We start from the raw sequence: 21,186 nt of genomic DNA, 5'->3' as shown, positions 1-21,186 counted from the left end.
CCAACCAGCTTCAATCATGTTTCTATAAGTAGGGGGTGAACGGTTTAGTTTTCGGGCTTAAATCCCACGGGTGCGGTCGTTCTACCCCAGCTACCATTAGTATTCTAGAACCTAAACAAAAAGGTCAACCAATTACTTGGTTAACCTTATAATACAAACGGGTGCATTAGCTCTACAAGAAGGTGACCCAAAAGGATGTCACTATGACAACTTTTTGGGTCACCCTACTTTTATCTCGATGAGCTAGCAACTTACCGGCTCTATTAATGAATGTTCCTTTTGAAAAGATTCTTCTAATACAATAACTTCAAGCTCCCCCAATACCATAAGCAGCAAATAAGAGAAAAGTCCATATCGATGAAACTACAAATAATACGCTATTGGTCAAAATACTAATTATTTTCATTGATCGAAGCTTGGATGTAAAACTTAATATTAAAGCGAAGATAAAGCCGATATCAAGGATAGCGTAAACAAGGACAACTAATCCAAAATGCAGATTAGGGTACATTCTTATCGTTAATAAAAATGTAATACCAAGTAAAACCAATATGAATGGCAGAATGATCGGTAAATATTCTTTTGTATGCACAGTTTCTTGAGGATGCTTCATTCTTTCACTTCTCCCTTATATGGATTAATGGTGCAAGTGAATCAGCTCATCATCCGTGAAGTCTTCGCTTATTTATAAAATATAATATCAATGCAACAATGAATAATGTCGGTAACGCATAGATTTGTCCTACGAGTAACTTCCAAGTGACAGTGTTATAGCCTTCTGAGGCAGGCAGTAAGACGGTTACTACGCAAACAAGCAAGTAGGCAACTAGTGACGGAATCATTATTTTCATGTTTTAACCCCCTTCTAGTTATTATTGTAGCATTTTTTTCCATATGCATGGTGTGAGGAAAAAGATTATGAAGTATGTGATGAGAACGGAAAGATTGTTCAGATTACAGGGGATTTTGTGGAGTATTAAAGCTGAAATATAAAACAACAAAGCATATCCGACCAATCGCGGATATGCTTTCGTTTTGTATACGATGAATCATATGGTTAACTAGTTTGTTCTTTTTGAACGACTTGCGCTTTTGGGGTGGCTGCTTTTCTTGGCATGAAGAATACAAAAGCGAGAGCCACGAAAGCTAAAACCAACATAAAGATGTAGGCATGACCTGCACCGTAGATGGAAGCTAATTTCGCTAGGTGCGTCGCTGAAATATTTCCATGTCCACTACTGGCTAAGTCAGTAGCGTGAGCCGTTGCTTGCGTTGTAAATACTGTAACGACAACGGCGGTTCCAATGGCACCTGCTATTTGGCGAACGGTATTATTCACGGCTGAGCCATGTGATCCTAATTCTCTTGGTAAAGCATTCAACGCTGCTGTATTTAAAGGCATTGTAATGCAGCTTAAACCAATGCGTAAAATGATGGTACGAACCACTAAATACAGATAAGTAGTGGATTCTGTTAAATCAATAGTGCCCCACATCGAAATAATGATGAATACTAAGCCCGTAATAAAGAGTGGTTTCGCCCCGTATTTGTCAAACATTTTACCAGCGACAGGTGATAAGAAGGCGTTCACAATCGCTCCAGGTAAGAGAAGTAGACCTGCTTCAAAGGCGGTAAACCCTCGGCCGTTTTGTAAGTAAATCGGTAACAAAATAAGATCGGCATACATAATCATCGTGATGAGTATGTTAATAATCGATGTAAACGTAAAAACTTTGTACTTAAAGACGGACAAGTTTAATAATGGTTCTTTCGCTTTTATTTGACGTACACAAAATAGCGCCGTAATGATGATTCCGATGGCAATAGTTGAAATGACAACCGTAGAATCCCAGCCCTTACTTCCTGCGCTACTAAATCCATATAAAATACAGCCGAAGCCAATTGTTGATAAAAGAACACTTAGGATATCTAATTTTGCTTTTGACGTTTCGGCAACATTCATTAAATATTTGAATGCAAGAGCAATGATGATGACCACAAATGGAATTATGGCAATGAATAACCATCTCCAAGATACGTATTCAATCATAAACCCAGATAATGTTGGAGCGATGGCTGGTGCAAAGATGATGGCAAAGCCGATCGTTCCCATCACACTTCCACGCTTTTCAACAGGGTATAAATAAAGAATAACCGTCATCATAAGTGGCATAATAATGCCTGCCCCAGCTGCTTGAATCATTCTTCCTGCTAACAGGATGCTGAAGTTCATCGCGCTAGCACACATCACAGAACCAATTAGCAAAAAGAACATAGAGCTGATAAATAGCTGTCTTGTCGTAAAACGTTTCATTAGAAACGCCGTAATTGGCACTAACACACCGTTTACGAGCATAAAGCCTGTTGATACCCATTGTACAGTCGCAGGTGTAACATCAAATACGTCCATAAAGCTACTAAGTGCTACATTTAATAGCGTCTGGTTTAAGGTTGATAAGAAACAGCCTGCAATGAGGACAATTAATAAGATTTTTTTATTTCCTTCCGTTATTTCCTTTTGCATGATATACCCCTTCATTCTAATCTTGTTTTCTCAACATCGTGTCGATAAAATATATAGTAACAAACTATATTTTCCTTGACCATAAACAGATTAATCAAAAATGTTCGCTACTCGACACTGAAAATACGCGTTGTCGAGGAAGTAAAAGGAAAATAGATAAAGGGGATTAAAAATGTCTACACCTAAAAAAGAAGATCCTCGTACAATTCGTACGAGAGAAATGTTTAAACACGCGCTTTTTTCTCTATTAAGTGAAGATCCCAATCTTTCGAATTTAACCGTTCAGAAAATCGCAGCGAAAGCAGAGCTAAATCGAACAACCTTTTACTTACACTATCAGGATATAGATGATTTTCTTAATCGCATTACCGATGAGATTTTAAGAGAGCTTTCTGATAAAATTGAGGATTTAATACACACAAAAGATATCACCGAAAGCCAACAGCTGACACAACTGCTCGACTATTTATATATCCATCGAAATTATTTGCTTGTTTTAATTAAAATCGACCAATTCGAGGGGCAATTATTTTTATTATTAAAGCAATTAATAGAAACAAGAAGGATGAATTCAAAGAAGGATTTTAATAAGAATTATGTTGCAGTTGAAATTAAAACAGCTTCATTAGTAGGCATTATCATGTGGTGGCTAAGAAATGGGCTACATTTTAGCTCAGACTACATCACCGATCAAATTCATTTAATGTATAAAGTAAAATAAGCGAAAAGCTCGTATTCCAAAGTAAGCCTTGGAATACGAGTGGCAGGTCTTATTTCCCGATGGATGCTAAAAACTTTTCAAACTTCTTTTCACTAAAAATTTCATTTGTCACAAGCTTACCGTCATAGAAAAAGCTATATGTTGTAAATGGTGCTGGTGCATTTTGCGCCTGTTCCACACTTTCTATTTTATGTAGAGTAACAGTTGTACCGTGTTTCTCTGCGAATTCCTTCAAAAGAGGAGCGTATTTATCGGTATGCGGACATTGATTGGTATAATACAGCACCATACCTTTATCCTGAATCGCTCCTTGCTTGGCACAATCATTAAATGTAGGAATAGGAGCTTCCTCATCAAATGGTAGATACAACAGCTCATAATACGGGTTGCACGTATCTGCCACTTGGAAGCCCTTATATTTCAAATACTTTGGGTCGGATAAAAAAGGCATCTTTTTCGTTGAAGAAAGGACGGTTAGACCACGTTTTCCTTTTTCCTTTGCGTCTTCAATACATTGCTCCAACAGCTGGTTCGCAATTCCTTGCCCTTTGAATTTCCCAGATACCCAAAAACAGTTAATATGCATATATCCTTCTGCAGTAATTGGGTACCATGCTTTTTCAGCAGGGATATATTCGATAAAAACTTTACCCCGTTCATTTAACTTCCTAAATACTAATCCATCTTCAAAACGTTCTTTCATCCATGCTTTTTTCGATGAGACACAGGTTTCACCCTTCTTATCTGATATGGCACAGCAAATATGCTCTTGCTCAATATTATCTTGATTGACTGTAATGAATTCCATTTGTTTTTGTTCCTTTCTCGTTACGTTAAAAACATACCTTTTCTATACCTCACACGATTATATGTAAACGTATTAGTCATTGAAACAACATTTAAAGACCATATATAATAGTACAAGTTATTATTTACCAATTATGAGTGGTGGGGGAAGTATGAAACGATATGTCTATACAGGGATTTTGCTTGGGACGCTTGCTTTAACAGGTTGTAGTGTTGAGGAAGAAGCTACGTTTTCTAACGTTGAAGAAGTAGGTGGCATAAAGCATGAAAAGGATAAGGAGCAAAATAAAGTAATCGAATTAACGCAAGAACAGAAAGTAGCGTATTACAAACAGTACAAGGAAATTGTAGATCAAGTCATGCAGAAGAAGCTGGGAATTTCTATGAGTGTGCCTCCAATGAATGAGTTTAAAGATTGGGTCGAACCAAAAGAATATAAAAAAACGGTTCAAGAATACGTAGATTCGTTTTTGAAAAGTGAACGTGAAGCGTTGAAGGCTGTAGGTTCTAATAAGAAAGATGCAGTATTGAGTGAAGATGGAAGTGGAGCAATGGCGAAATCAGTTGATCTGTATATAAGTGATATCATATTTACGGTTGAGGTGTCAGGTCACTTTGAAACGCAATATGATGAAGCGTATGGTCGCCAAATGTTTTCAAAATTAAGCAATCTTTCATCGAAACTGATAGATTCTCATGGTACATGGAAACAAACGTCTTATAAGGCTAAGTTAACGGATGGTGGTCGAAAATATCTCATTCACGTTGAAGGTGTATATGATACAAGTACAGGTACAGGACCAATAGAGAAAGCTTTTACGGTTGAATTTAAGTGCAATAAAAACGGTAGAATATATTAATCTATTTTAGAAATACATAAACATTTATGTAGGCTATGATTTTGATAACGAAATCATAGCCTTTATCTTCGTTTTATTTTGAATGAACTATTTCTTTTTTGTGTTGCAAATGTATTCCGATATGACCAATCCCCAATATGACAACAGAAATAATCATCCAAATAACTTTTCCGTACACACCGAGTAAGAGAAAGGCGACAATGGGAAGCGTCGCACCCGCAACTGGAACACATAAAAAGCTGCTGTAAAAATCCTCTAATGTTCGATTGCTTCTAAAATAACGAATCCACCAACATTCATACAGAATCATGAAAAAGATTGCAGCAATTAACCACCAAGACCAACTTGACCATTTATGTAGATTGAAATCTGAAAAAATCAAAGCTGTGCAAGTAACTAATACTTGTCCTGTCCTTTCAAAGAACAATAATACTTTATTTTCATTTCGAGTGTTATATCCATTCGGTTGCATCTTTGTCCAAATTAAATTTGGAGTTGTTAGCATGAGCAAAAAAATCAATCCTACATATGAAAAACCAAAATGTCCAAGCATATGACTACTCACTATCCTTTTTTCAAAATTGTCTTTGCCTTACACCATTTCAAAAGGCACGATAGGTTTAGATACCAAACTTTACCCTAAGCTGATCATAGTATGCGCTAGTTGAAAAAGCTTTTTGGCAAAAAGACAACAATAATAGTCGACCTAAAAAACGCCGAATAACAGTTTGTATTCGACGTTTTTATTCTTTACAATGATGTTGCTGAAGGGCAACGATACATGTGTTTTATTTGTTTTTTAAGAATTTTAAGGTAACTAAGTTAGATCCAAGTGTTAATAGACCGCATATAGAAAGACCGATTGCTATTGACGAAAATCCAATTATAAAGGATACTCCTCCAATTGCTAATAAGGATATGCCGATATAACTGCCAATAATAGAGCTTTTTCGTTTAACTTCTGGAGGTGCATGAAGGATTTCGAAACTTTTCTTTGTCGCATTTCTTGAAATTCTCATTGATGATTCTATAGCTGCTTTTCTTTTATTTAGTAATGCTTCATTGATTGATTTCATGTAAACCAACTCCATTACGGTTATTTTTACCATTCTATAACAAACCGACCGTTGGTTTGTTAATTTAACATTACTCTTTCTCTGTTTGGAATGTCAACAGTAAACCTGAATTATTCATAATAATTCAGGTTTAGGCTTGGCACTAACTTATAAATGTAATCGCAAAAGCACATACCACAATTAGAATCGGTAGAAGTCGTGTTGGATCATTCTCTAGGGAAAAATTAGGTTTGAAATACGACTTCAAAAGCCCTAGTTTTACAAGAAGTTTAAAACATAAGTAGCCAATTATTGTTCCAAGAACATTCGCAATCAAATCATTGCTGTCTGTGGCTCTATATAGGGTAAATAACTGACTTATTTCAATCACAAGTGATAATACGAACCCAAGCAATACCACTCTTTTTGTTTGTTCATACGCTCTACTTATTAGTGGGCAAAGAAACCCCAACGGAATAAAACAAAAGATATTTAGTATAAACTCTAAGCTTATCCCATTAATCAACGGAATCAAGCTAATATTAGGGTTAAACAATGATTCTCCTAGATGAGCTAGTCTGAAAAACTCACTTAAGGTTGGAATTCCAACAATATTATTTAAGACTATACACAGATAATAATACAGTAGAATTGAACCGATGATTGTTCTAAACGTTAGTAGTTTTTTATCTTTTCTACATAGCCAATACAGTAATAAGCCTACTAATGCTAATCCAAAAATAAATAATGGTTTTAAATATAGCAAGTCTATAATTGCTTCAAAAAAGCCTAGTTGATTCTCCATAGTAGTAACCTCCATTTCAAAATAAATTGTAATAAAAACAAATTAAATAATAATAAGGAAATTTCTTAATTATTCCTTAATTGTTCCTAAGCCTTCCAGCTAGTATTTCACGACTTTTTCCCACGTGTCTTTGTAGGTAGTAGTTTTTAAGCATTGAAAAATCCCCATTTCCTCTTATTTAAGTGCAAGGAAATAGGGATTACGATATTCATTTAGTATATTTTATATGGAATTATAATCTTTCAAAATTTCATTAATCGTATAAGCTGCCCATTGTGATACTTCAGGGGTAGGGTTCTGTTTATCATAAACAATTAGTGCTTTCCATAGCGCCCAGCCCATCGCTCGATTCCGTGTATTATCATCACAATGTAATGTGTCAAAAAACACCTTTCTACTATTCTTTTCAAAGAAGGTCCAAGCCATGACATAATCACAAGCAGGATCACCAACGCCAAGGATGCCAAAATCAATGACGCCACATAGTTTACCTTGCTTCACAAGGATATTTCCTACTGCCACATCGCCATGTACCCAAACAGGTGCTTGTTCCCATTTGGAATCCATTGCTACATCCCAAAGCTTGCTTAACTCAGGAGCAGGGAATACATCGGCAAGTTTTTCTAATGCTATTTGCGTTTCAGCATGATAGATGGCTAAATCGCCACCACGATGAAAATTATGCTTTCCTGCAAGAGGTCCACCTGTTGCATCAATCGCCTGTAGTTCTTTTAAGAAAAGGGCAAGACTGCTTGCGAAATCCGTTAAATCTTCAACGGTTTCGTATGAGACAGTGTCTCCGTCAATCCATTTGTTAATGGACCATTCATATGGAAAATCCTTCGTTGGCTTTCCTTTTTCAATTGGTGCTGAGATTGGTAGGGAAAGATGTTTGGCAAGGTGAGGAAGCCATGTACTTTCTTTCTCTACCTGTGGTGCATAATCCTTTCCACTTGGCAGACGCACCGTCATCTGATCGCCTAAATGAAAGGTACGATTGTCATTTCCACTTTTGGCAACGGGATAGACAGGTAAATGTGCATATTGCGGGAATTGATCTTGGATTAATTGCTTTACGAGTTCTGTATGTATTTCAATCATAATGCCTCCGAAAACGTTATCTTTTTGTTTATTATTGTATACAAATGTCTAAGGCATTCACAGGACAATATATAACAGGTTGTGTGTAAGCAAAGGAAATAAGCAATTGGTATAGAAATAGTTTCTTAACGTTATGTATGGAAGGGGTGAGGGAGATGAAATACCGATTTATCAGTTTACTAATCGTGTTGTTGGTATTGAGTGCTTGTTCTGATAAGCAAGAAGAAGTCATTGAAATCAAAGATAAACATTTTTCAGGTAAACTATGGGTTCAAAAGGTAGAAAATATTACATCTACTGAAGAACAAATGAAGATGACTACTAACAAGCAAATGATAGAACAGATACTGTCGATGGTAGATGGTCTCGCAGTGAAAGAGATGAATAATGAAAAGATGCTAGAGAAAATGAAATCGCAAGACTCTTACTTTTTTAGCTTTGCAGAAGGAACGAAGATGGAGATTGCAAAGCCCATGCCTTATGCATTTATCGTGTTAAAGGATGGCACGTTCATCTTTACCCATAAAGACGTTCATTCTGTAACAAAGCCTCTTGTGACGATTGAAAAGCATCCTGATTTGTTAGAGGAAATGAAACAGCTTGTAAAAGTAGAATTTTAACTCATGTTAACCTATTAACATGTTATTATTAAACAGAATTGTCTAAAAATGATGTACAACATGAAGAAAATACTATATGTTTGTGTTCTTTTTCTCGTATTGAGTGGTTGCCAAGCAGTTGATGATGATCAAAAAACGAGTACAGTAGAAAAACAAACGAAGGAGAATCAGGGAGAAGGTATGTTTACAATTAACGAGTACAGACAAGCAATAGCAAAAAATCTTGAATTGCATTCTGACAAGCTTATTACGAAATTAACAGAAGTGCGTAATTTAACCTTTCATTCGAATGTAGAGCTGTTAGACTTTCAAGTGTTTATGGACCCTTCATGGAACCAATTATCGATTGTTATGTTTTCGATGAGTCGTGATGCGAATGAAGTCTTTAACGAAGAGAATGTTCCAGATGTATTTGCTGGTAGTATGGATATTGCCGAAGACTTTCAATATTATCAACTAGCTGACGATCAAAGGGATGCATTCGATACCTTTTACGAGCAAAATGGTCTGGCAATGATGGAAGCTGAACAAGAAGTTATCAAAAACTGGTTTGTAGATGGTTGGAGAAAAGCGAAGGGAGAAGTGTATAAACTTCCTGTCTATTTCTCTTTCCATGATGAAGATAAAGCATACGATCTACAGGAAAACAAGTGGATTTCAGAGGATGAACTGTGGTCGTTTTGAGTGAAAGAAAGGGGCTGATGACAGCTCCTTTTCTGTTATATGAAATTCTCCCAACGTAAGTGCGCTATATCTCTAGTACTACTGACATATCGTCTAAACCACTCCATATTGCCAGCGAATAAGTCCGAACAAGAAAAGAGAATATTCTTCCCTTGAGTGTCTTGAATACATCGGATGGAGCCATAGCGAGTAGGTGTGCTGTTTGGTGCGTTTTGATTGCTGCTTATGTATGGTATTATTTCATAATGATAATCGATTGCTAAGGAATCAAGGTGTTTTTTCGAGACGATGGCTCTGATTTGTTGATATGTATAGGCATCTAAGTTCCATCGAATGGTGATTGTGCCATCGGATAGGGGAATATCTAGTTTCATGTAACGGCCGATTGTATCTTTTTTGAGTTCAAGTAGCTTCAAAGTCTGTGCGCCTTGGAACATAGTGTCACCTCTATTTTACGTTTTCTATTCATTTTCTTCATCTGTTTGCCATAATCCTGCAAAGTTATATAAGGATAGAGCTAGAACCGTTTCAAACGAATTATATTTGGGTATTTCTTTTATATTCGATAGATTCGCTTAGGAGGAATACGCTCAATGATACATGTTGTATACTGTGACAACAAAGAAGAGGAACTTGCTAAAATAATAGAAGGCTCGAAAACAATGGTTGTAAGGGGTGCAGCAGGGAGGAAAATTCCTCATAGCCGAGTGTTTCAAGATGAAATTCTATACTTCATGGAAAAAGGCACGAAGCTAATAACCGCAAAAGCAGTAGTAGATTCTGTTCAAAATTATGTGAAATTAACAGACAAAGAAATTACAGAGGTTCTCGAACGCAATCAAGACAGACTAGCTTTATCAGAGAAACAAAAACAACGTTGGCATAAGAAATGCCTTTGTTTAGTAGGCTTCAAGGATGTCGAACAAATTGAACCACTAGCGTTCGATCATCAAGGGAATATGGATGACTGGCTAATTATTGAGAAGATTGAGGATGTGCTAGTGGGGACGAGCATTCCTTATAATTATGATAAATCTCGTTTTGGTAAGTAGTTTTGAATTTATAAAAAGCAAAAGGCCCTTCACTATGAATGTTGAGTGAAGGGCCTTGCTATCAAACTATTTTGTTTGCATATATGTTATTATTTCTTGTTTCTCCTACAATGCTCAAAACATCCATTAAATCACGAATTTCATATGTAGGCGTAATTCCCAGCGTATTTTCCTTACCATGCGGATTAAACCAACAAGTGTCAATCCCATAGTTGATACCACCTTGCACATCAGATGTTAAAGAATCGCCTACCATCAACACTTTGGATTTATCCGTAATATGCAGCTTGGCAAAGGCATAATCAAAAATTTCTATTTGTGGTTTTTGAAAACCAGTCTCTTCAGAAATGATAAGCTGTTCAAACGTATGATCAAAAGGAGGATGGCTAAATCGTGCTTTTTGCACATCCGTAAAACCGTTTGTGATTACCGCAAGTCGATAATCCATCAGTCTTTCACACAATTCTATCGCACCAGGTAAAGGATGAATTTGTTTTCCTAAAGAGTCTAAATACATGTTGTTGAAGGCATCTGCATCAATTTCAAGCTGACGTGCTTCAAATAATCGTCTAAATCTCTCCACTTTAAGCTCGGAAAGTGTGATGCGACCTTGCTCTAATTCTCTCCATAATCCGTTGCTAATTTCTTTATAAAGTGGTGCATAATCAGTCATTCCTGTTGGTAATGAAAATGCCATAAAGGTATGTTGCAAGGCATTTTGTTGCGAAATTCCAAAATCCAATAGAGTATCATCCACATCAAACAATATAACTTCGTACTTCAAAACAATCCCTCTTCCCGCAGACTTCATTGAATCTATATATCTTTTTTACAGTATTATAGCCCTTCATATTTAGAATAAAAATACTATTTTTACTCTGATTTAGAGACCTATTCATTTTAGAATGTAGAAAAAGGTTATTCAAATAAGCTGCTTATTAACATACCTGTCCTAATAATCGTTTCCGAAACAAATTATTATACTACTAGGAAAAAGAAGCGTATCATAAAATTGTACCCTTTCAATTTCTATTTGTTTGTGCTTTCTTCCAATCAACACAAACAATCATAGTACAAAGGAAAGAAGCCCATCGATAACGGTGGGTTTCTTTGCTTTAAGGGAATATTTGCGATACTACACAGGTTGCCCGAAAATGCACCACTTTTTTCGTTCAATATGTGTGGAAAGAGTGTGTAGCACACAGCTTGAACGATCAAGCACCGTTTCATTTTCCGTTCACACTGTGTGGGAAAGTTTGCGTACTACACAGGTTTCTCGTACAAGCACCAGTTCTTTTTCGTTCAAGCTGCGTGGCAAGTCTGCGTACTACACAGGTTTCTCGTACAAGCACCGTTTCATTTTCCGTTCAAGCTGCGTGGCAAGTCTGCGTACTACACAGGTTTCTCGTACAAGCACCAGTTCTTTTTCGTTCAAGCTGCGTGGCAAGTCTGCGTACTACACAGGTTTCTCGTACAAGCACCGTTTCATTTTCCGTTCAACCTGTGTGGTAATCCTGTGTACTACACAGGTTTCTCGTACAAGCACCAGTTCATTTTCCGTTCATCCTGTATGGGAAGTTCTGCGTGCTACACACTTTGATCGGCACGGCACCTTTATAAGCTCGTTCAACGTGTGTAGTAAACACAAATACTACACAGGTTGCCCGAAACCGCACCACTTTACCTCTGAACAACTGGTGTATGAAGCATGCGTACCACACAGTTTCCACGTGACTGAACCATGTGCACGTGCTCAACCTGCACAGAAAAAGTCCAATCACACACAAACTTTCCCCTTAAAAACGTCCATTTTCGTTCAACCTGTGTACTAAATGAACAGGTTGAACGAAATCTACGTGCAACCTGTATGGTAAAAAACGCTGTTAAATCAATGTTTTACTTTCCAGTGGTGCATATTAGGGTGCGGATGTTACGAGTTTATGTGTTTTCCGTGCAACCTGTGCAGTAAAAAATGCACCAGTGAAGTGTCGTTTCGTGTAACCTGTGTGGTATGTCGCATAAAGATAAGTGCTGTAGGGCTCGTGGCACAAGAGGTTAGGATGGATTTCGAATTAAGTGACTTGTCGCAAAAGTGGTGCATTATGCTGGAAATGCACCACTTTTTCCGTGCAACCTGCATTAAAAAAAAATAAAACTTTTTTTGAACCCTTGGGGCTGTAGGCTTCAAGGGCTCTTTTTTTTGGTGCATTTCCCCTTAGAGAGCGCCCTTTTTCAGAAAACGATTTTTGTATAATACATCTAACATAAAAATGGGTCGAAATATGCCGTTGTTCGTCACGTGTTTTTTACACAGTTTTACAAGAGTCAATGGTGCATATTTTACTAGTTTGCTAAGGGGAGAGGTGATCACGATGGAGATAAGAAATAATGTAAGTCAAAAGGCGATATCAATTATTGAAATTATGCAGTTTATGACACATGATAGCTTGCTACTATATAAGAAGAAACGTTCAAGTGCACCATTAGAACGACTAGCATCCTATTCTAAAAAAACACACCCTTACCGTAAAGGAGTGGTCTTTGTTTCTCCATCGAAAGCCGACCTCACAGAAGGCAAAGGTTACGTGATCACATCGTACGAAACGCTACAGGAAAAGCACCAACAACTTACACACTGGACACCGAATACATATCGTGGTGGTACATACTATGATTTCAAACGACGACAAATAAAAGGGCATACACGCGAGAATTTAAAGCAAATTAATGTGATTAGCTTTGATATTGATTCAAAAAACGTGGACATTTATGGCCTTTATTTGGGTTGCGAAGAAGTTGGCTTACCACGCCCGAATGTATTACTAGAAACACCTCGTGGTTACCAGGTGTTTTATGTGCTTGAAACGCCTTTTTACATTCATAAAAAGGATGACTATAAATCACTGCGTGTGGCAGAGCGTTTATCACACAATATTCGCAAAGCGCTTTCGAAATATGCACCAATTGATACAAACTGTGTACCATTTGGTTTTTATCGTATACCAAGAGAAGAAAATGTACTCGATTTTTACGGTGAAGGGGCTAATACAGCTCAATTATTAGTATGGTCAAAGAAATATGAAGCACAGCAACAAACATCCTTGCATGTGGTGTACAGTAATCACACACCAAGCGTGGATTACGTTTCAACGGAGTGGTATCGTACGTTACTATGCACCAAAGGCATTGATAAAGGGCATTTTGGTGCAAGTCGTAATAATGCGCTCTTTACGTTAGCATTAGCGAATTACGTGAGTGGTCGTTCGTTAGAAGCTGCTTATGATGAGCTGGATCAGTTCAACAGTGAATTACATGCACCACTATCTAAAAATGAGTTCGAGAAAACGTTAAACAGTGCCTATTCAGGTAAGTACAAGGGCGTGAAGCGTGACTACGTGGAAGGCTTATTAGCGTTGTGGACCGATGGAAAGGCAAAGTTTCACGGAAAAGAAGGATGGTATAAGTTTAAAAAGGATCGTGAAGATCGTCAGCGCTCGCATTATGACGAGTGGGAAGAAGATATGATTACTTATATTGAAAAGCACCAAAGTCTTGAAAATCCGTATTTACAAGGCTCTTTAAGCATGCTTGCAGAACAGCTAGGTATGGCACTATCTACAATGAAAGAAGTGATTAAACGCTCAAGTAGACTTGTTACTGAGACAGTAGGACGTGGTCGAAAGGCGTATACAAAGCTAACAAGTCGTAAACTATACATTCAAAATCTACTATTCTTACGAAAAAATACAAAACAAGTAGCGCAGCAAATACTGCATCATTTACTAGCAGACACTCAAGAAATGGCGTTAGAGCCACTTACTGTAGGAAACATTGTCATAACGAAAGATATTCCAATTTATCAATTAGAGCATATTACTTCGATACGAAATACGAGTTGAAATTAAATAAGCCAGTCTGCCATTACATATCTATATTCTCCTTGGGTCTTTGTTTCTGAGAGAGTACTACACTTATATATTTATATAGTGTTTTGGGGGACGTAGCGAGGTAGCGATAGGCAAGCGAAAGCGCGGCAGGAGATTCCCGGACTATTTATGGTTTGGCTTATACATGACTATTGATTTTTTTCTATTACGTATGAAGTTGATCCTGGATCTTGTTTAAAAAGAGATGTAAAAGATGGAGAAGCGAGTAGTATTATGTAGAGCTAATGTGTGTAATCATAGGTATTTTGATGAAGGTTGATTATAATGAATGCTTATATCGATATTGCAAACATGTATTTTACATCGAAATTCTTTATATGTTTATATAATATACAAACAGGAGCAATTGAACTGTTTGTAATACTAAGGTGTTAGGAAGAGTGTAGCCCACATCTAAAAATTCTATTTCCACTCTTCCTCTTTGCCTGTGATTTATTTTATTGTTTGTAAATGAAATTTCGAGAGACACGATTGTGTTAGTCATTTGTATCATTTTTATTATGTATCATTCATTTATTTAGGAGATTTTATATTTTAAATATAAGTACGACAAAGGAGAAGATGTGTGATGGATCAAAGAGAATTTCGAAATACAATGGGGACATTTGCGACTGGAGTTACTATTATTACAGCAAAAGATGAAGAAGGAAAAAATATTGGCTTAACTGCAAATGCATTTTCATCATTATCATTAGAACCACCTTTAATTTTAGTTTGTATTGATAAGAAAAGTAGTAGTATCCCAGCTTTTGAAAAAGGTCGTCCGTTTGTGGTGAATATATTATCAGAAGAACAAGAAAATGATTGTTGGTCATTCGCAAAGGGAGGAGCAGATAAATTTGCAAATGCAAACTATGAACTTTCTTGCGATGGTGTTCCTGTATTAAAAGAAAATTTATCAACGATTATTTGCAATGTTAATGAGGTTCTTGAAGGTGGAGACCATATTATTGTTACAGGGTTAGTTAAAGAGATTTCAAGAAATGAAGAGAAAAAGCCACTTATTTTTTATAGTGGAAGTATTTGTAGTGTTAATATTCCTGCTAAATCGCACAAATAAGGAATGTTAAATATATTTTAAGGTTTTTCTCATTATCCTCAACAATGAAAACGCTTTATATGAATAAGAAAAGCCCCTTTTCGGCAAAGCTTAGTGCTTTGTTAAGAAATAGAGGACATATTGTTATTTGTTGAATTTTTTTCATTCACCACGCATTCGGCACTAGCTTCAAGCATTTTTTAAGCCGATACATTTAAAACGTTTGAAACAATTGAACCAAACGTCATATTTCTCTTTCTAACATCTCTTGTGGTTGATTTGTTTCAAACGTTCCTCTAATAATACTCCCACAATAGCAAACTATTTCCTTTTAAATAGCTTTAAGCAATCCATGACGAAGAAGCTTTGCATGGTTTTTACGTCTAGGGGCTGCTTTACTTTGTTGTGCCTTTACAAAGAGCACGATTCTGTTGTTTCATCCAATCAACGAACTGTCATAGGAACAAAGGTTGGTTGCGTGATTCCTGTTCTGTTCAAGATTAATCATAACTCATGCTTATATAGATATTGTAAATTTGTATTTTACATCGAATTTCCTTATATGTTTATATAATATACAAATAATAAAAATTTTAATTATTCAGAATATTAATCGATTGGGAAGGTTCTATTCATACTGAAATATACTATTATCCTCTTTTCCCATATACCTTATGAAACCCATCTTTATACATAGTATTGAAATTCCTCCTATTTACTCAATATGTCATGTTGTAAGTGAAATCCTGAGAAAACGGGAGTAAATAAAAGAAAACATTATAGTGGGAGGTTTTTGAAATGGTTCATCATATTGCTGTAATCGGCAGTGGCACGATGGGGCGAGGGATTGCTTATACTGCGGCATTAGCAGGATTCTCGGTAACGTTGCAGGATATTCGTCAAGAGGCCATTGAGCAGGCAAGAAGCTATATTAATCATCAATTAGATAAAAGTGTAGAGAAGGGTTATATACAGGCTGAACAACGAGACAGTGCAAAAAATCATCTTTCTTATACTACAGAGATGCAGGAAGCTGTAGCAAAAACGGACTTAGTTATAGAAGCCGTTTTGGAAATTATGGAGCTTAAAATCGATATTTTTCAGCAGTTGGATGAATGGGCACCTTCTCATACAATCTTAGCCACTAATACCTCTACTATGAGCCCAACAGAAATTGCAGCATCTACGGACAGGCCTGATAAATGTGTTGCTATGCATTTCTTTAATCCAGTTCATCGTATGAAATTGATTGAAATTATCCGAGGTTTAAATACATCTGATGAGACAGTCGAGGTTGTTAAACAAGTAGCAGAAAAGATGGGGAAAGAATCCGTCGAAGTGAATGAGTTTCCTGGTTTTGTAACGAGTCGAATGAATTGTTTGATTGGAAACGAGGCTATGAATATGTTGATGGAAGGCATAGCTTCAGCCGAGGACATCGACAAAGCTCTTAAACTTGGATTAAACCATCCGATGGGGCCACTAGAACTAGTTGATTTAGTTGGATTAGATAGTCGATTACGCAATATGGAATATTTATATCACCATTTAGGAGAAAAATATCGTCCTTCTCCACTACTGGTGAAATATGTGAAAGCCGGGCGTTTAGGAAAGAAATCAGGTCAAGGATTTTACAGTTATTCCAATTAATAGAAAGGATTGTGAACATCATGGATTTCCATTTATCTGATGATATTACATTATTAAAACAGAGTATTAGAGAGTTTATTGATGGCGAGGTAGACCCCGTTGCGATGGAAATCGAGGAACAGGATGAGATTCCAGAGCGCATCATGCGGATGTCTAAGGAAATGGGGTTATTCGGCTTAAGTATCCCTGAGGAATACGATGGAATAGGTATTGGGATGGTTGGAAAGTGCGCCGTTTATGAGGAATTAGGAAGAACACATAATGGCTATACCACTGTCATTGGAGCACATACTGGAATCGGCTCTGTTGGAATTGTTGAGATGGGGAATGAGGCACAAAAGCGAAAGTATTTACCAGCGATGGCAAAGGGCGAGATGATTGGTGCCTTTGCATTGACGGAACCGAGTGCAGGGTCCCATGCGACGAACTTGAGAACGACTGCGGTTCGAAAAGGGGATAAATTCATATTAAATGGAACGAAACATTATATTACGAATGCACCAATTGCCGATGTTTTTACAGTTATGGCTGTTACTGACCCTTCTGCGGGAGCTAAGGGGATTACTTCTTTTATTGTAGAAAAAGACTTTCCAGGCTTCCAGTTAGGGAAAAACGAGAAGAAAATGGGGCTCAAAGGGTCACATTCTGCAGAAATTTTCTTTGAAGACTGTGAAGTACCGGTAGAAAATGTGCTTGGTAAAGAGGGACAAGGGTATGTGAATGCATTGAAAATCCTCGCCAATGGACGGGCTGGACTAGCAGCGAGAAATCTAGGTTCTTGTGCGAAATTGCTAGAGATGTCTGTTGATCACGCACATACGAGAATACAGTTTGATAAACCGATTTTTGAACAGCAAATTATCCAGCATTACTTAGCCGAGATGGCCTTAGATGTAGAAACTCTTCGTTCGATGACGTATCGCGTGGCATGGATGGTAGATCAACAAATGAAAGTGATTAAGGAAGCAGCAATGGTAAAACTACTAGGTTCTGAGATTTATAATCGTGTCGCAGATAAGGCCGTACAGATTCATGGAGGGATTGGCTATATCTCAGAATTCCCGGTTGAACGTTATTACCGCGATGCGAGAATTACCAAGATTTACGAAGGTACGTCAGAAATTCAAAAGAATATTATCGCTTCTCAGTTACATCAAGAGTACAAGTAATTGTATCTTTTTGGTCTATGAAAAATGAAAAAAGGGAGGAGAGGCTTATGAACAGATTCGACTTAAGTGGACGAGTGGCTATTGTCACTGGAGGAAGCAAAGGGTTGGGTTCAGGGATGGCCTATGCTTTGGCAGAACAAGGAGCAGACGTTGTCATTACAAGCCGAAATCAAGCAGAAGGGGAACTGGTTGCTGAGAAGATTCGCAGCATGGGGCGCAGGTCTATTGCACTTTCAGTTGATGTACAAGACATTTCCTCTATTAATCAAATGGTGAAAACAGTAACAGAAGAGTTCGGAAAAATAGATATTCTTATCAATAATGCAGGAGTGGGAGTAACGAAGTTTGCCCTAGAAGTGACTGAAGAAGACTGGGACAGAGTTGTCGACACAAACTTAAAAGGCGTATTTTTCTGTGCACAAGCTGTAGCTAAGGTCATGAAGGAGCAGAAGTACGGAAAAATAATCAATGTTTCCTCTTTGGCAGGTATGAAAGGCAGTAATGCTATGGCTCCATATTGCGCAAGTAAAGCTGGCGTCATTAACCTTACAAGAGCTTTGGCGAAAGAATGGGCTAGGTATAACATCAATGTAAATGCCATTGCTCCAGGGTATATTCAAACGGCTTTAAACGAAGAAGAACTTTCAAATGAAGCATTTCGAAGTAAACTGCTTTCGGCAATGCCTATTAAACGATTAGGTGAATTGGATGATTTAGCAGGGACTGTAGCTTTACTTGCTTCTGAGGCGTCATCTTATATAACTGGTCAAACGATTATTATTGATGGAGGAAGGCTTATTTAAAATCTGGGGAGGGAAAAACATGAATTTCGAGTATAGTGATCGAGTGAAAGAATTGCAGGAAAGAGTAACAGCATTTATGGAGGAAGTCGTTTATCCAAATGAAGCTGTGTTTAAACGTCAATTAGACGAAGGTGCAAGTCGCTGGGATGAGCCTCCGATTATGGAGGAAATGCAGGCAAAGGCGAAGGCTGCTGGATTATGGAATTTATTCTTACCGGACAGCGAGCATGGAGCAGGATTAACAAATGTTGAATATGCTCCACTTTGTGAAATTATGGGGCGTTCTATGATTGGCCCTGATGTTTTTAATTGTAATGCGCCAGACACAGGGAATATGGAAGTGTTGGTTCGTTATGGCTCGGAAGAACAGAAAGAAAAATGGTTAGTTCCGTTATTAAATGGAGAAATTCGTTCTTGCTTTTCGATGACAGAGCCTAGTGTAGCATCAGCCGATGCGACAAATATGGAAGCAACAATCGAAAGAGACGGGGATGAATATGTAATCAATGGCCGGAAATGGTGGTCTTCTGGTGCAGGAAGTTCCCGTTGTAAGATTGCTATTGTTATGGGGATATCGAATCCAGAAGGGCCTAAACATGAACGACATGCCCAGATATTAGTGCCGTTAGATGCTCCAGGAGTAAACATTGTTAGACAATTACCTGTCTTTGGCTATGATCATGCACCTCACGGCCACGGTGAAATTGAATTTAACCAAGTAAGAGTTCCAGCTTCTAATATCATCTGGGGTGAAGGTAAGGGCTTTGCTATCGCGCAAGGAAGACTTGGCCCTGGTCGAATTCATCATTGTATGCGCGTAATCGGGGCAGCTGAGCGCGCGCTTGAGATTATGTGCAATCGCGTAAAAGAACGCGTTGCTTTTGGCAAACCACTTGCAGAACAAGGGGTTATCCAAGAGTGGATTGCTAATTCGCGAATGGAGATTGAACAGGCCCGTCTGCTGACTTTAAAAGCAGCTTACATGATGGATACTGTTGGGAATAAGGTGGCTAGAAAAGAAATTGCTATGATTAAAGTCGTCGCTCCGAATATGGCGCAAAAGGTGTTAGACCGGGCGATACAGTCTCTTGGCGGAGCCGGCGTGAGCGATGATTTTCCACTTGCTGCTGTTTGGGCAAAAACAAGAACACTTCGATTTGCAGATGGCCCTGATGAAGTACATCGAGCTGCCGTTGCTAAAATGGAGCTGAAAGCACAAGGGAAAAGTAAGGTGATGAGTTAAATGAATAAGGATCAGGTTGCTTGGAAGCCAGCAGATGCTGATACGATTGTTGTTCGCAAGGGAGAGGAATTATCCCTAGAGAGTTTGGATGCCTATCTGCGAGGAAGTCTTGAACATTTGGATGATACTCCATTGGATATCAGGCAATTCGGAAAGGGTGCTTCCAATTTAACCTATCTATTGCGTAAAGGAGATTGGGAGGCTGTGCTTCGCAGACCTCCCAATGGTCCAGTGGCGCCAAAGGCACATGACATGGAACGCGAATATAAGCTACTCAAAAAGATTCATGCTGTTTTCCCTCTTGCACCGGAACCATACGTATTTTGCGATGACAAGACAATCATCGGAAGCCCTTTTTTACTGATGGAACGTCGGAAAGGGCTTGTGTTAGATACGGAGTTTCCTGCGTCACATACCCCAACACCAGAAATCTGCAGAAAAATCTCAGAAACGATGGTCGACCGTCTTGTAGAATTACATCAAATTGATTACGAAACAGCAGGCCTTCAAGATTTAGGCTATCCTACAGGGTTTATGGAAAGACAGGTGAATGGCTGGATTGGTAGGTATCAACGGGCTAAAACGGCTGAAATCGAAGGGGTAGAAGAACTGATGAAATGGTTGGTAGATCATGTGCCAACCTCACAGAAGGCTACTATCATCCATTATGATTACAAATTAAATAATGTCATGTTTGATTATGATGATTTAAGTAAAATGATCGGGGTATTTGACTGGGAAATGACAACGATTGGAGATCCTCTTGCTGATTTAGGCTGTGCCATGAGTTATTGGGCCCAGGAAGATGATCCGGATGTCCTGAAAAGCAGGGGTAAAAAACCTCCAGTCACGATTTTACCTGGTTTTATGACCCGAGATCAATTTATTGAAGCATACGCGAAGAAAAGTGGACGGGACGTATCTCAAATCGATTTTTATTTAACGTTCGCCTACTTTAAATTGGCAGTGATTGTCCAACAAATTTATTTCCGATGGAAAAAAGGGCAAACGTCGGATGCACGATTTTCTACTTATGAAGATGCTGCTCGTGGATTAATTCGGATAGCACTGGAGTTATCCAAAAAATAAGGTCAAGTTGCAGAGGT

General features: G+C 37.9%; 22 protein-coding genes. 12 read left to right on the top strand and 10 right to left on the bottom strand.

What is annotated here, in order from left to right; genetic code table 11:
* Nucleotides 1-307: 307 nt before the first annotated feature.
* The 3 genes from TX86_RS19190 to TX86_RS19180 all read right to left on the bottom strand — a co-directional run bounded on the left by TX86_RS19190 (nt 308) and on the right by TX86_RS19180 (nt 2,524).
* Entirely contained in the window at nt 308-613 is a 306-nt protein-coding gene (locus tag TX86_RS19190) for a hypothetical protein (RefSeq protein WP_042351383.1), read from the bottom strand.
* A gap of 49 nt (nt 614-662) precedes the next feature.
* Nucleotides 663-851, bottom strand: a complete 189-nt coding sequence (locus TX86_RS19185; RefSeq protein WP_042351381.1) for a DUF4017 family protein — start codon at nt 849-851, stop codon at nt 663-665.
* A gap of 206 nt (nt 852-1,057) precedes the next feature.
* Nucleotides 1,058-2,524, bottom strand: coding sequence for a DHA2 family efflux MFS transporter permease subunit (locus TX86_RS19180; RefSeq protein ID WP_042351380.1), 1,467 nt, complete (start codon nt 2,522-2,524; stop codon nt 1,058-1,060).
* 172 nt (nt 2,525-2,696) lie between these two features.
* On the opposite strand from TX86_RS19180, the gene TX86_RS19175 reads away from it, so the two are divergent.
* Nucleotides 2,697-3,245: a TetR/AcrR family transcriptional regulator gene (locus TX86_RS19175; protein ID WP_042351378.1), complete on the top strand. Its 549-nt coding sequence runs from the start codon at nt 2,697-2,699 to the stop codon at nt 3,243-3,245.
* Between the two features lie 49 nt (nt 3,246-3,294).
* Here the strand turns inward: TX86_RS19175 and TX86_RS19170 are convergent, their stop codons facing one another.
* Nucleotides 3,295-4,053, bottom strand: a complete 759-nt coding sequence (locus TX86_RS19170) for a GNAT family N-acetyltransferase (RefSeq protein ID WP_042351377.1) — start codon at nt 4,051-4,053, stop codon at nt 3,295-3,297.
* 151 nt (nt 4,054-4,204) lie between these two features.
* On the opposite strand from TX86_RS19170, the gene TX86_RS25910 reads away from it, so the two are divergent.
* Complete coding sequence (locus TX86_RS25910) at nt 4,205-4,912, top strand: hypothetical protein (protein WP_052343762.1); 708 nt, start codon at nt 4,205-4,207, stop codon at nt 4,910-4,912.
* Nucleotides 4,913-4,985: 73 nt separating this feature from the next.
* Here TX86_RS25910 and TX86_RS19160 read toward each other — a convergent pair whose 3' ends face one another.
* From TX86_RS19160 to TX86_RS19145, 4 genes are all read right to left on the bottom strand, one after another.
* Nucleotides 4,986-5,465, bottom strand: a complete 480-nt coding sequence (locus TX86_RS19160; RefSeq protein ID WP_042351376.1) for a hypothetical protein — start codon at nt 5,463-5,465, stop codon at nt 4,986-4,988.
* A gap of 235 nt (nt 5,466-5,700) precedes the next feature.
* Complete coding sequence (locus TX86_RS19155) at nt 5,701-5,988, bottom strand: hypothetical protein (RefSeq protein ID WP_042351375.1); 288 nt, start codon at nt 5,986-5,988, stop codon at nt 5,701-5,703.
* Between the two features lie 142 nt (nt 5,989-6,130).
* Complete coding sequence (locus TX86_RS19150) at nt 6,131-6,772, bottom strand: VanZ family protein (RefSeq protein WP_042351374.1); 642 nt, start codon at nt 6,770-6,772, stop codon at nt 6,131-6,133.
* Between the two features lie 222 nt (nt 6,773-6,994).
* Complete coding sequence (locus TX86_RS19145) at nt 6,995-7,873, bottom strand: aminoglycoside phosphotransferase APH(3') (RefSeq protein ID WP_042351372.1); 879 nt, start codon at nt 7,871-7,873, stop codon at nt 6,995-6,997.
* A gap of 155 nt (nt 7,874-8,028) precedes the next feature.
* Here TX86_RS19145 and TX86_RS19140 point away from each other — a divergent pair, with 155 nt between their 5' ends.
* Both TX86_RS19140 and TX86_RS19135 read left to right on the top strand, forming a co-directional pair.
* Nucleotides 8,029-8,493 carry a hypothetical protein gene (locus tag TX86_RS19140; RefSeq protein ID WP_042351370.1) on the top strand — a complete coding sequence of 155 codons (465 nt, stop codon included), beginning with the start codon at nt 8,029-8,031 and terminating at the stop codon, nt 8,491-8,493.
* Between the two features lie 60 nt (nt 8,494-8,553).
* On the top strand, nt 8,554-9,177 hold the full coding sequence (locus TX86_RS19135; RefSeq protein ID WP_052343757.1) for a hypothetical protein: 624 nt from the start codon (nt 8,554-8,556) through the stop codon (nt 9,175-9,177).
* 35 nt (nt 9,178-9,212) lie between these two features.
* On the opposite strand, the gene TX86_RS19130 is transcribed toward TX86_RS19135, so the two are convergent.
* The gene (locus TX86_RS19130) at nt 9,213-9,614 is read right to left on the bottom strand and encodes a hypothetical protein (RefSeq protein ID WP_042351369.1); all 402 of its coding nucleotides are present in this window, start codon (nt 9,612-9,614) and stop codon (nt 9,213-9,215) included.
* 156 nt (nt 9,615-9,770) lie between these two features.
* On the opposite strand from TX86_RS19130, the gene TX86_RS19125 reads away from it, so the two are divergent.
* On the top strand, nt 9,771-10,229 hold the full coding sequence (locus TX86_RS19125) for a hypothetical protein (RefSeq protein WP_042351368.1): 459 nt from the start codon (nt 9,771-9,773) through the stop codon (nt 10,227-10,229).
* 61 nt (nt 10,230-10,290) lie between these two features.
* Here the strand turns inward: TX86_RS19125 and TX86_RS19120 are convergent, their stop codons facing one another.
* Nucleotides 10,291-11,013 (bottom strand): YjjG family noncanonical pyrimidine nucleotidase, encoded by a 723-nt coding sequence (locus tag TX86_RS19120; RefSeq protein WP_042351366.1) that lies wholly within the window; start codon nt 11,011-11,013, stop codon nt 10,291-10,293.
* Nucleotides 11,014-12,601: 1,588 nt separating this feature from the next.
* Here TX86_RS19120 and TX86_RS19115 point away from each other — a divergent pair.
* The 7 genes from TX86_RS19115 (at nt 12,602) to TX86_RS19085 (ending at nt 21,169) form a co-directional block, all read left to right on the top strand.
* Entirely contained in the window at nt 12,602-14,128 is a 1,527-nt protein-coding gene (locus tag TX86_RS19115) for a primase C-terminal domain-containing protein (protein ID WP_052343756.1), read from the top strand.
* Nucleotides 14,129-14,744: 616 nt separating this feature from the next.
* On the top strand, nt 14,745-15,236 hold the full coding sequence (locus tag TX86_RS19110) for a flavin reductase family protein (protein ID WP_042351365.1): 492 nt from the start codon (nt 14,745-14,747) through the stop codon (nt 15,234-15,236).
* A 777-nt stretch (nt 15,237-16,013) separates the two neighbouring features.
* Nucleotides 16,014-16,865 carry a 3-hydroxyacyl-CoA dehydrogenase gene (locus tag TX86_RS19105; RefSeq protein WP_042351364.1) on the top strand — a complete coding sequence of 284 codons (852 nt, stop codon included), beginning with the start codon at nt 16,014-16,016 and terminating at the stop codon, nt 16,863-16,865.
* A 20-nt stretch (nt 16,866-16,885) separates the two neighbouring features.
* Nucleotides 16,886-18,034: an acyl-CoA dehydrogenase family protein gene (locus TX86_RS19100; protein ID WP_042351363.1), complete on the top strand. Its 1,149-nt coding sequence runs from the start codon at nt 16,886-16,888 to the stop codon at nt 18,032-18,034.
* A gap of 47 nt (nt 18,035-18,081) precedes the next feature.
* A complete protein-coding gene (locus TX86_RS19095; protein WP_042351362.1) occupies nt 18,082-18,837 on the top strand; it encodes an SDR family NAD(P)-dependent oxidoreductase in 756 nt (251 codons plus the stop codon).
* Between the two features lie 19 nt (nt 18,838-18,856).
* Entirely contained in the window at nt 18,857-20,080 is a 1,224-nt protein-coding gene (locus TX86_RS19090) for an acyl-CoA dehydrogenase family protein (protein WP_042351360.1), read from the top strand.
* Nucleotides 20,081-21,169, top strand: coding sequence for a phosphotransferase family protein (locus tag TX86_RS19085; RefSeq protein WP_042351359.1), 1,089 nt, complete (start codon nt 20,081-20,083; stop codon nt 21,167-21,169).
* Nucleotides 21,170-21,186 lie beyond the last annotated feature (17 nt).

Origin of the sequence: Bacillus massiliigorillae, assembly GCF_000380245.2 — a bacterium.
GTDB classification, from domain to species: Bacteria; Bacillota; Bacilli; order Bacillales; family DSM-1321; genus Bacillus_AD; species Bacillus_AD massiliigorillae.
Note: the sequence above shows the minus strand (reverse complement) of the source record. Positions and strands in the feature narration are given on the sequence as shown.

What these genes read in the sequence shown, in the direction of transcription:
- TX86_RS19190 (WP_042351383.1), bottom strand. Translation starts at nt 613, where the DNA reads ATGAAGCATCCTCAAGAAACTGTGCATACAAAAGAATATTTACCGATC.
- TX86_RS19185 (WP_042351381.1), bottom strand. Translation starts at nt 851, where the DNA reads ATGAAAATAATGATTCCGTCACTAGTTGCCTACTTGCTTGTTTGCGTA.
- TX86_RS19180 (WP_042351380.1), bottom strand. Translation starts at nt 2,524, where the DNA reads ATGCAAAAGGAAATAACGGAAGGAAATAAAAAAATCTTATTAATTGTC.
- TX86_RS19175 (WP_042351378.1), top strand. Translation starts at nt 2,697, where the DNA reads ATGTCTACACCTAAAAAAGAAGATCCTCGTACAATTCGTACGAGAGAA.
- TX86_RS19170 (WP_042351377.1), bottom strand. Translation starts at nt 4,053, where the DNA reads ATGGAATTCATTACAGTCAATCAAGATAATATTGAGCAAGAGCATATT.
- TX86_RS25910 (WP_052343762.1), top strand. Translation starts at nt 4,205, where the DNA reads ATGAAACGATATGTCTATACAGGGATTTTGCTTGGGACGCTTGCTTTA.
- TX86_RS19160 (WP_042351376.1), bottom strand. Translation starts at nt 5,465, where the DNA reads ATGCTTGGACATTTTGGTTTTTCATATGTAGGATTGATTTTTTTGCTC.
- TX86_RS19155 (WP_042351375.1), bottom strand. Translation starts at nt 5,988, where the DNA reads ATGAAATCAATCAATGAAGCATTACTAAATAAAAGAAAAGCAGCTATA.
- TX86_RS19150 (WP_042351374.1), bottom strand. Translation starts at nt 6,772, where the DNA reads ATGGAGAATCAACTAGGCTTTTTTGAAGCAATTATAGACTTGCTATAT.
- TX86_RS19145 (WP_042351372.1), bottom strand. Translation starts at nt 7,873, where the DNA reads ATGATTGAAATACATACAGAACTCGTAAAGCAATTAATCCAAGATCAA.
- TX86_RS19140 (WP_042351370.1), top strand. Translation starts at nt 8,029, where the DNA reads ATGAAATACCGATTTATCAGTTTACTAATCGTGTTGTTGGTATTGAGT.
- TX86_RS19135 (WP_052343757.1), top strand. Translation starts at nt 8,554, where the DNA reads ATGAAGAAAATACTATATGTTTGTGTTCTTTTTCTCGTATTGAGTGGT.
- TX86_RS19130 (WP_042351369.1), bottom strand. Translation starts at nt 9,614, where the DNA reads ATGTTCCAAGGCGCACAGACTTTGAAGCTACTTGAACTCAAAAAAGAT.
- TX86_RS19125 (WP_042351368.1), top strand. Translation starts at nt 9,771, where the DNA reads ATGATACATGTTGTATACTGTGACAACAAAGAAGAGGAACTTGCTAAA.
- TX86_RS19115 (WP_052343756.1), top strand. Translation starts at nt 12,602, where the DNA reads ATGGAGATAAGAAATAATGTAAGTCAAAAGGCGATATCAATTATTGAA.
- TX86_RS19110 (WP_042351365.1), top strand. Translation starts at nt 14,745, where the DNA reads ATGGATCAAAGAGAATTTCGAAATACAATGGGGACATTTGCGACTGGA.
- TX86_RS19105 (WP_042351364.1), top strand. Translation starts at nt 16,014, where the DNA reads ATGGTTCATCATATTGCTGTAATCGGCAGTGGCACGATGGGGCGAGGG.
- TX86_RS19100 (WP_042351363.1), top strand. Translation starts at nt 16,886, where the DNA reads ATGGATTTCCATTTATCTGATGATATTACATTATTAAAACAGAGTATT.
- TX86_RS19095 (WP_042351362.1), top strand. Translation starts at nt 18,082, where the DNA reads ATGAACAGATTCGACTTAAGTGGACGAGTGGCTATTGTCACTGGAGGA.
- TX86_RS19090 (WP_042351360.1), top strand. Translation starts at nt 18,857, where the DNA reads ATGAATTTCGAGTATAGTGATCGAGTGAAAGAATTGCAGGAAAGAGTA.
- TX86_RS19085 (WP_042351359.1), top strand. Translation starts at nt 20,081, where the DNA reads ATGAATAAGGATCAGGTTGCTTGGAAGCCAGCAGATGCTGATACGATT.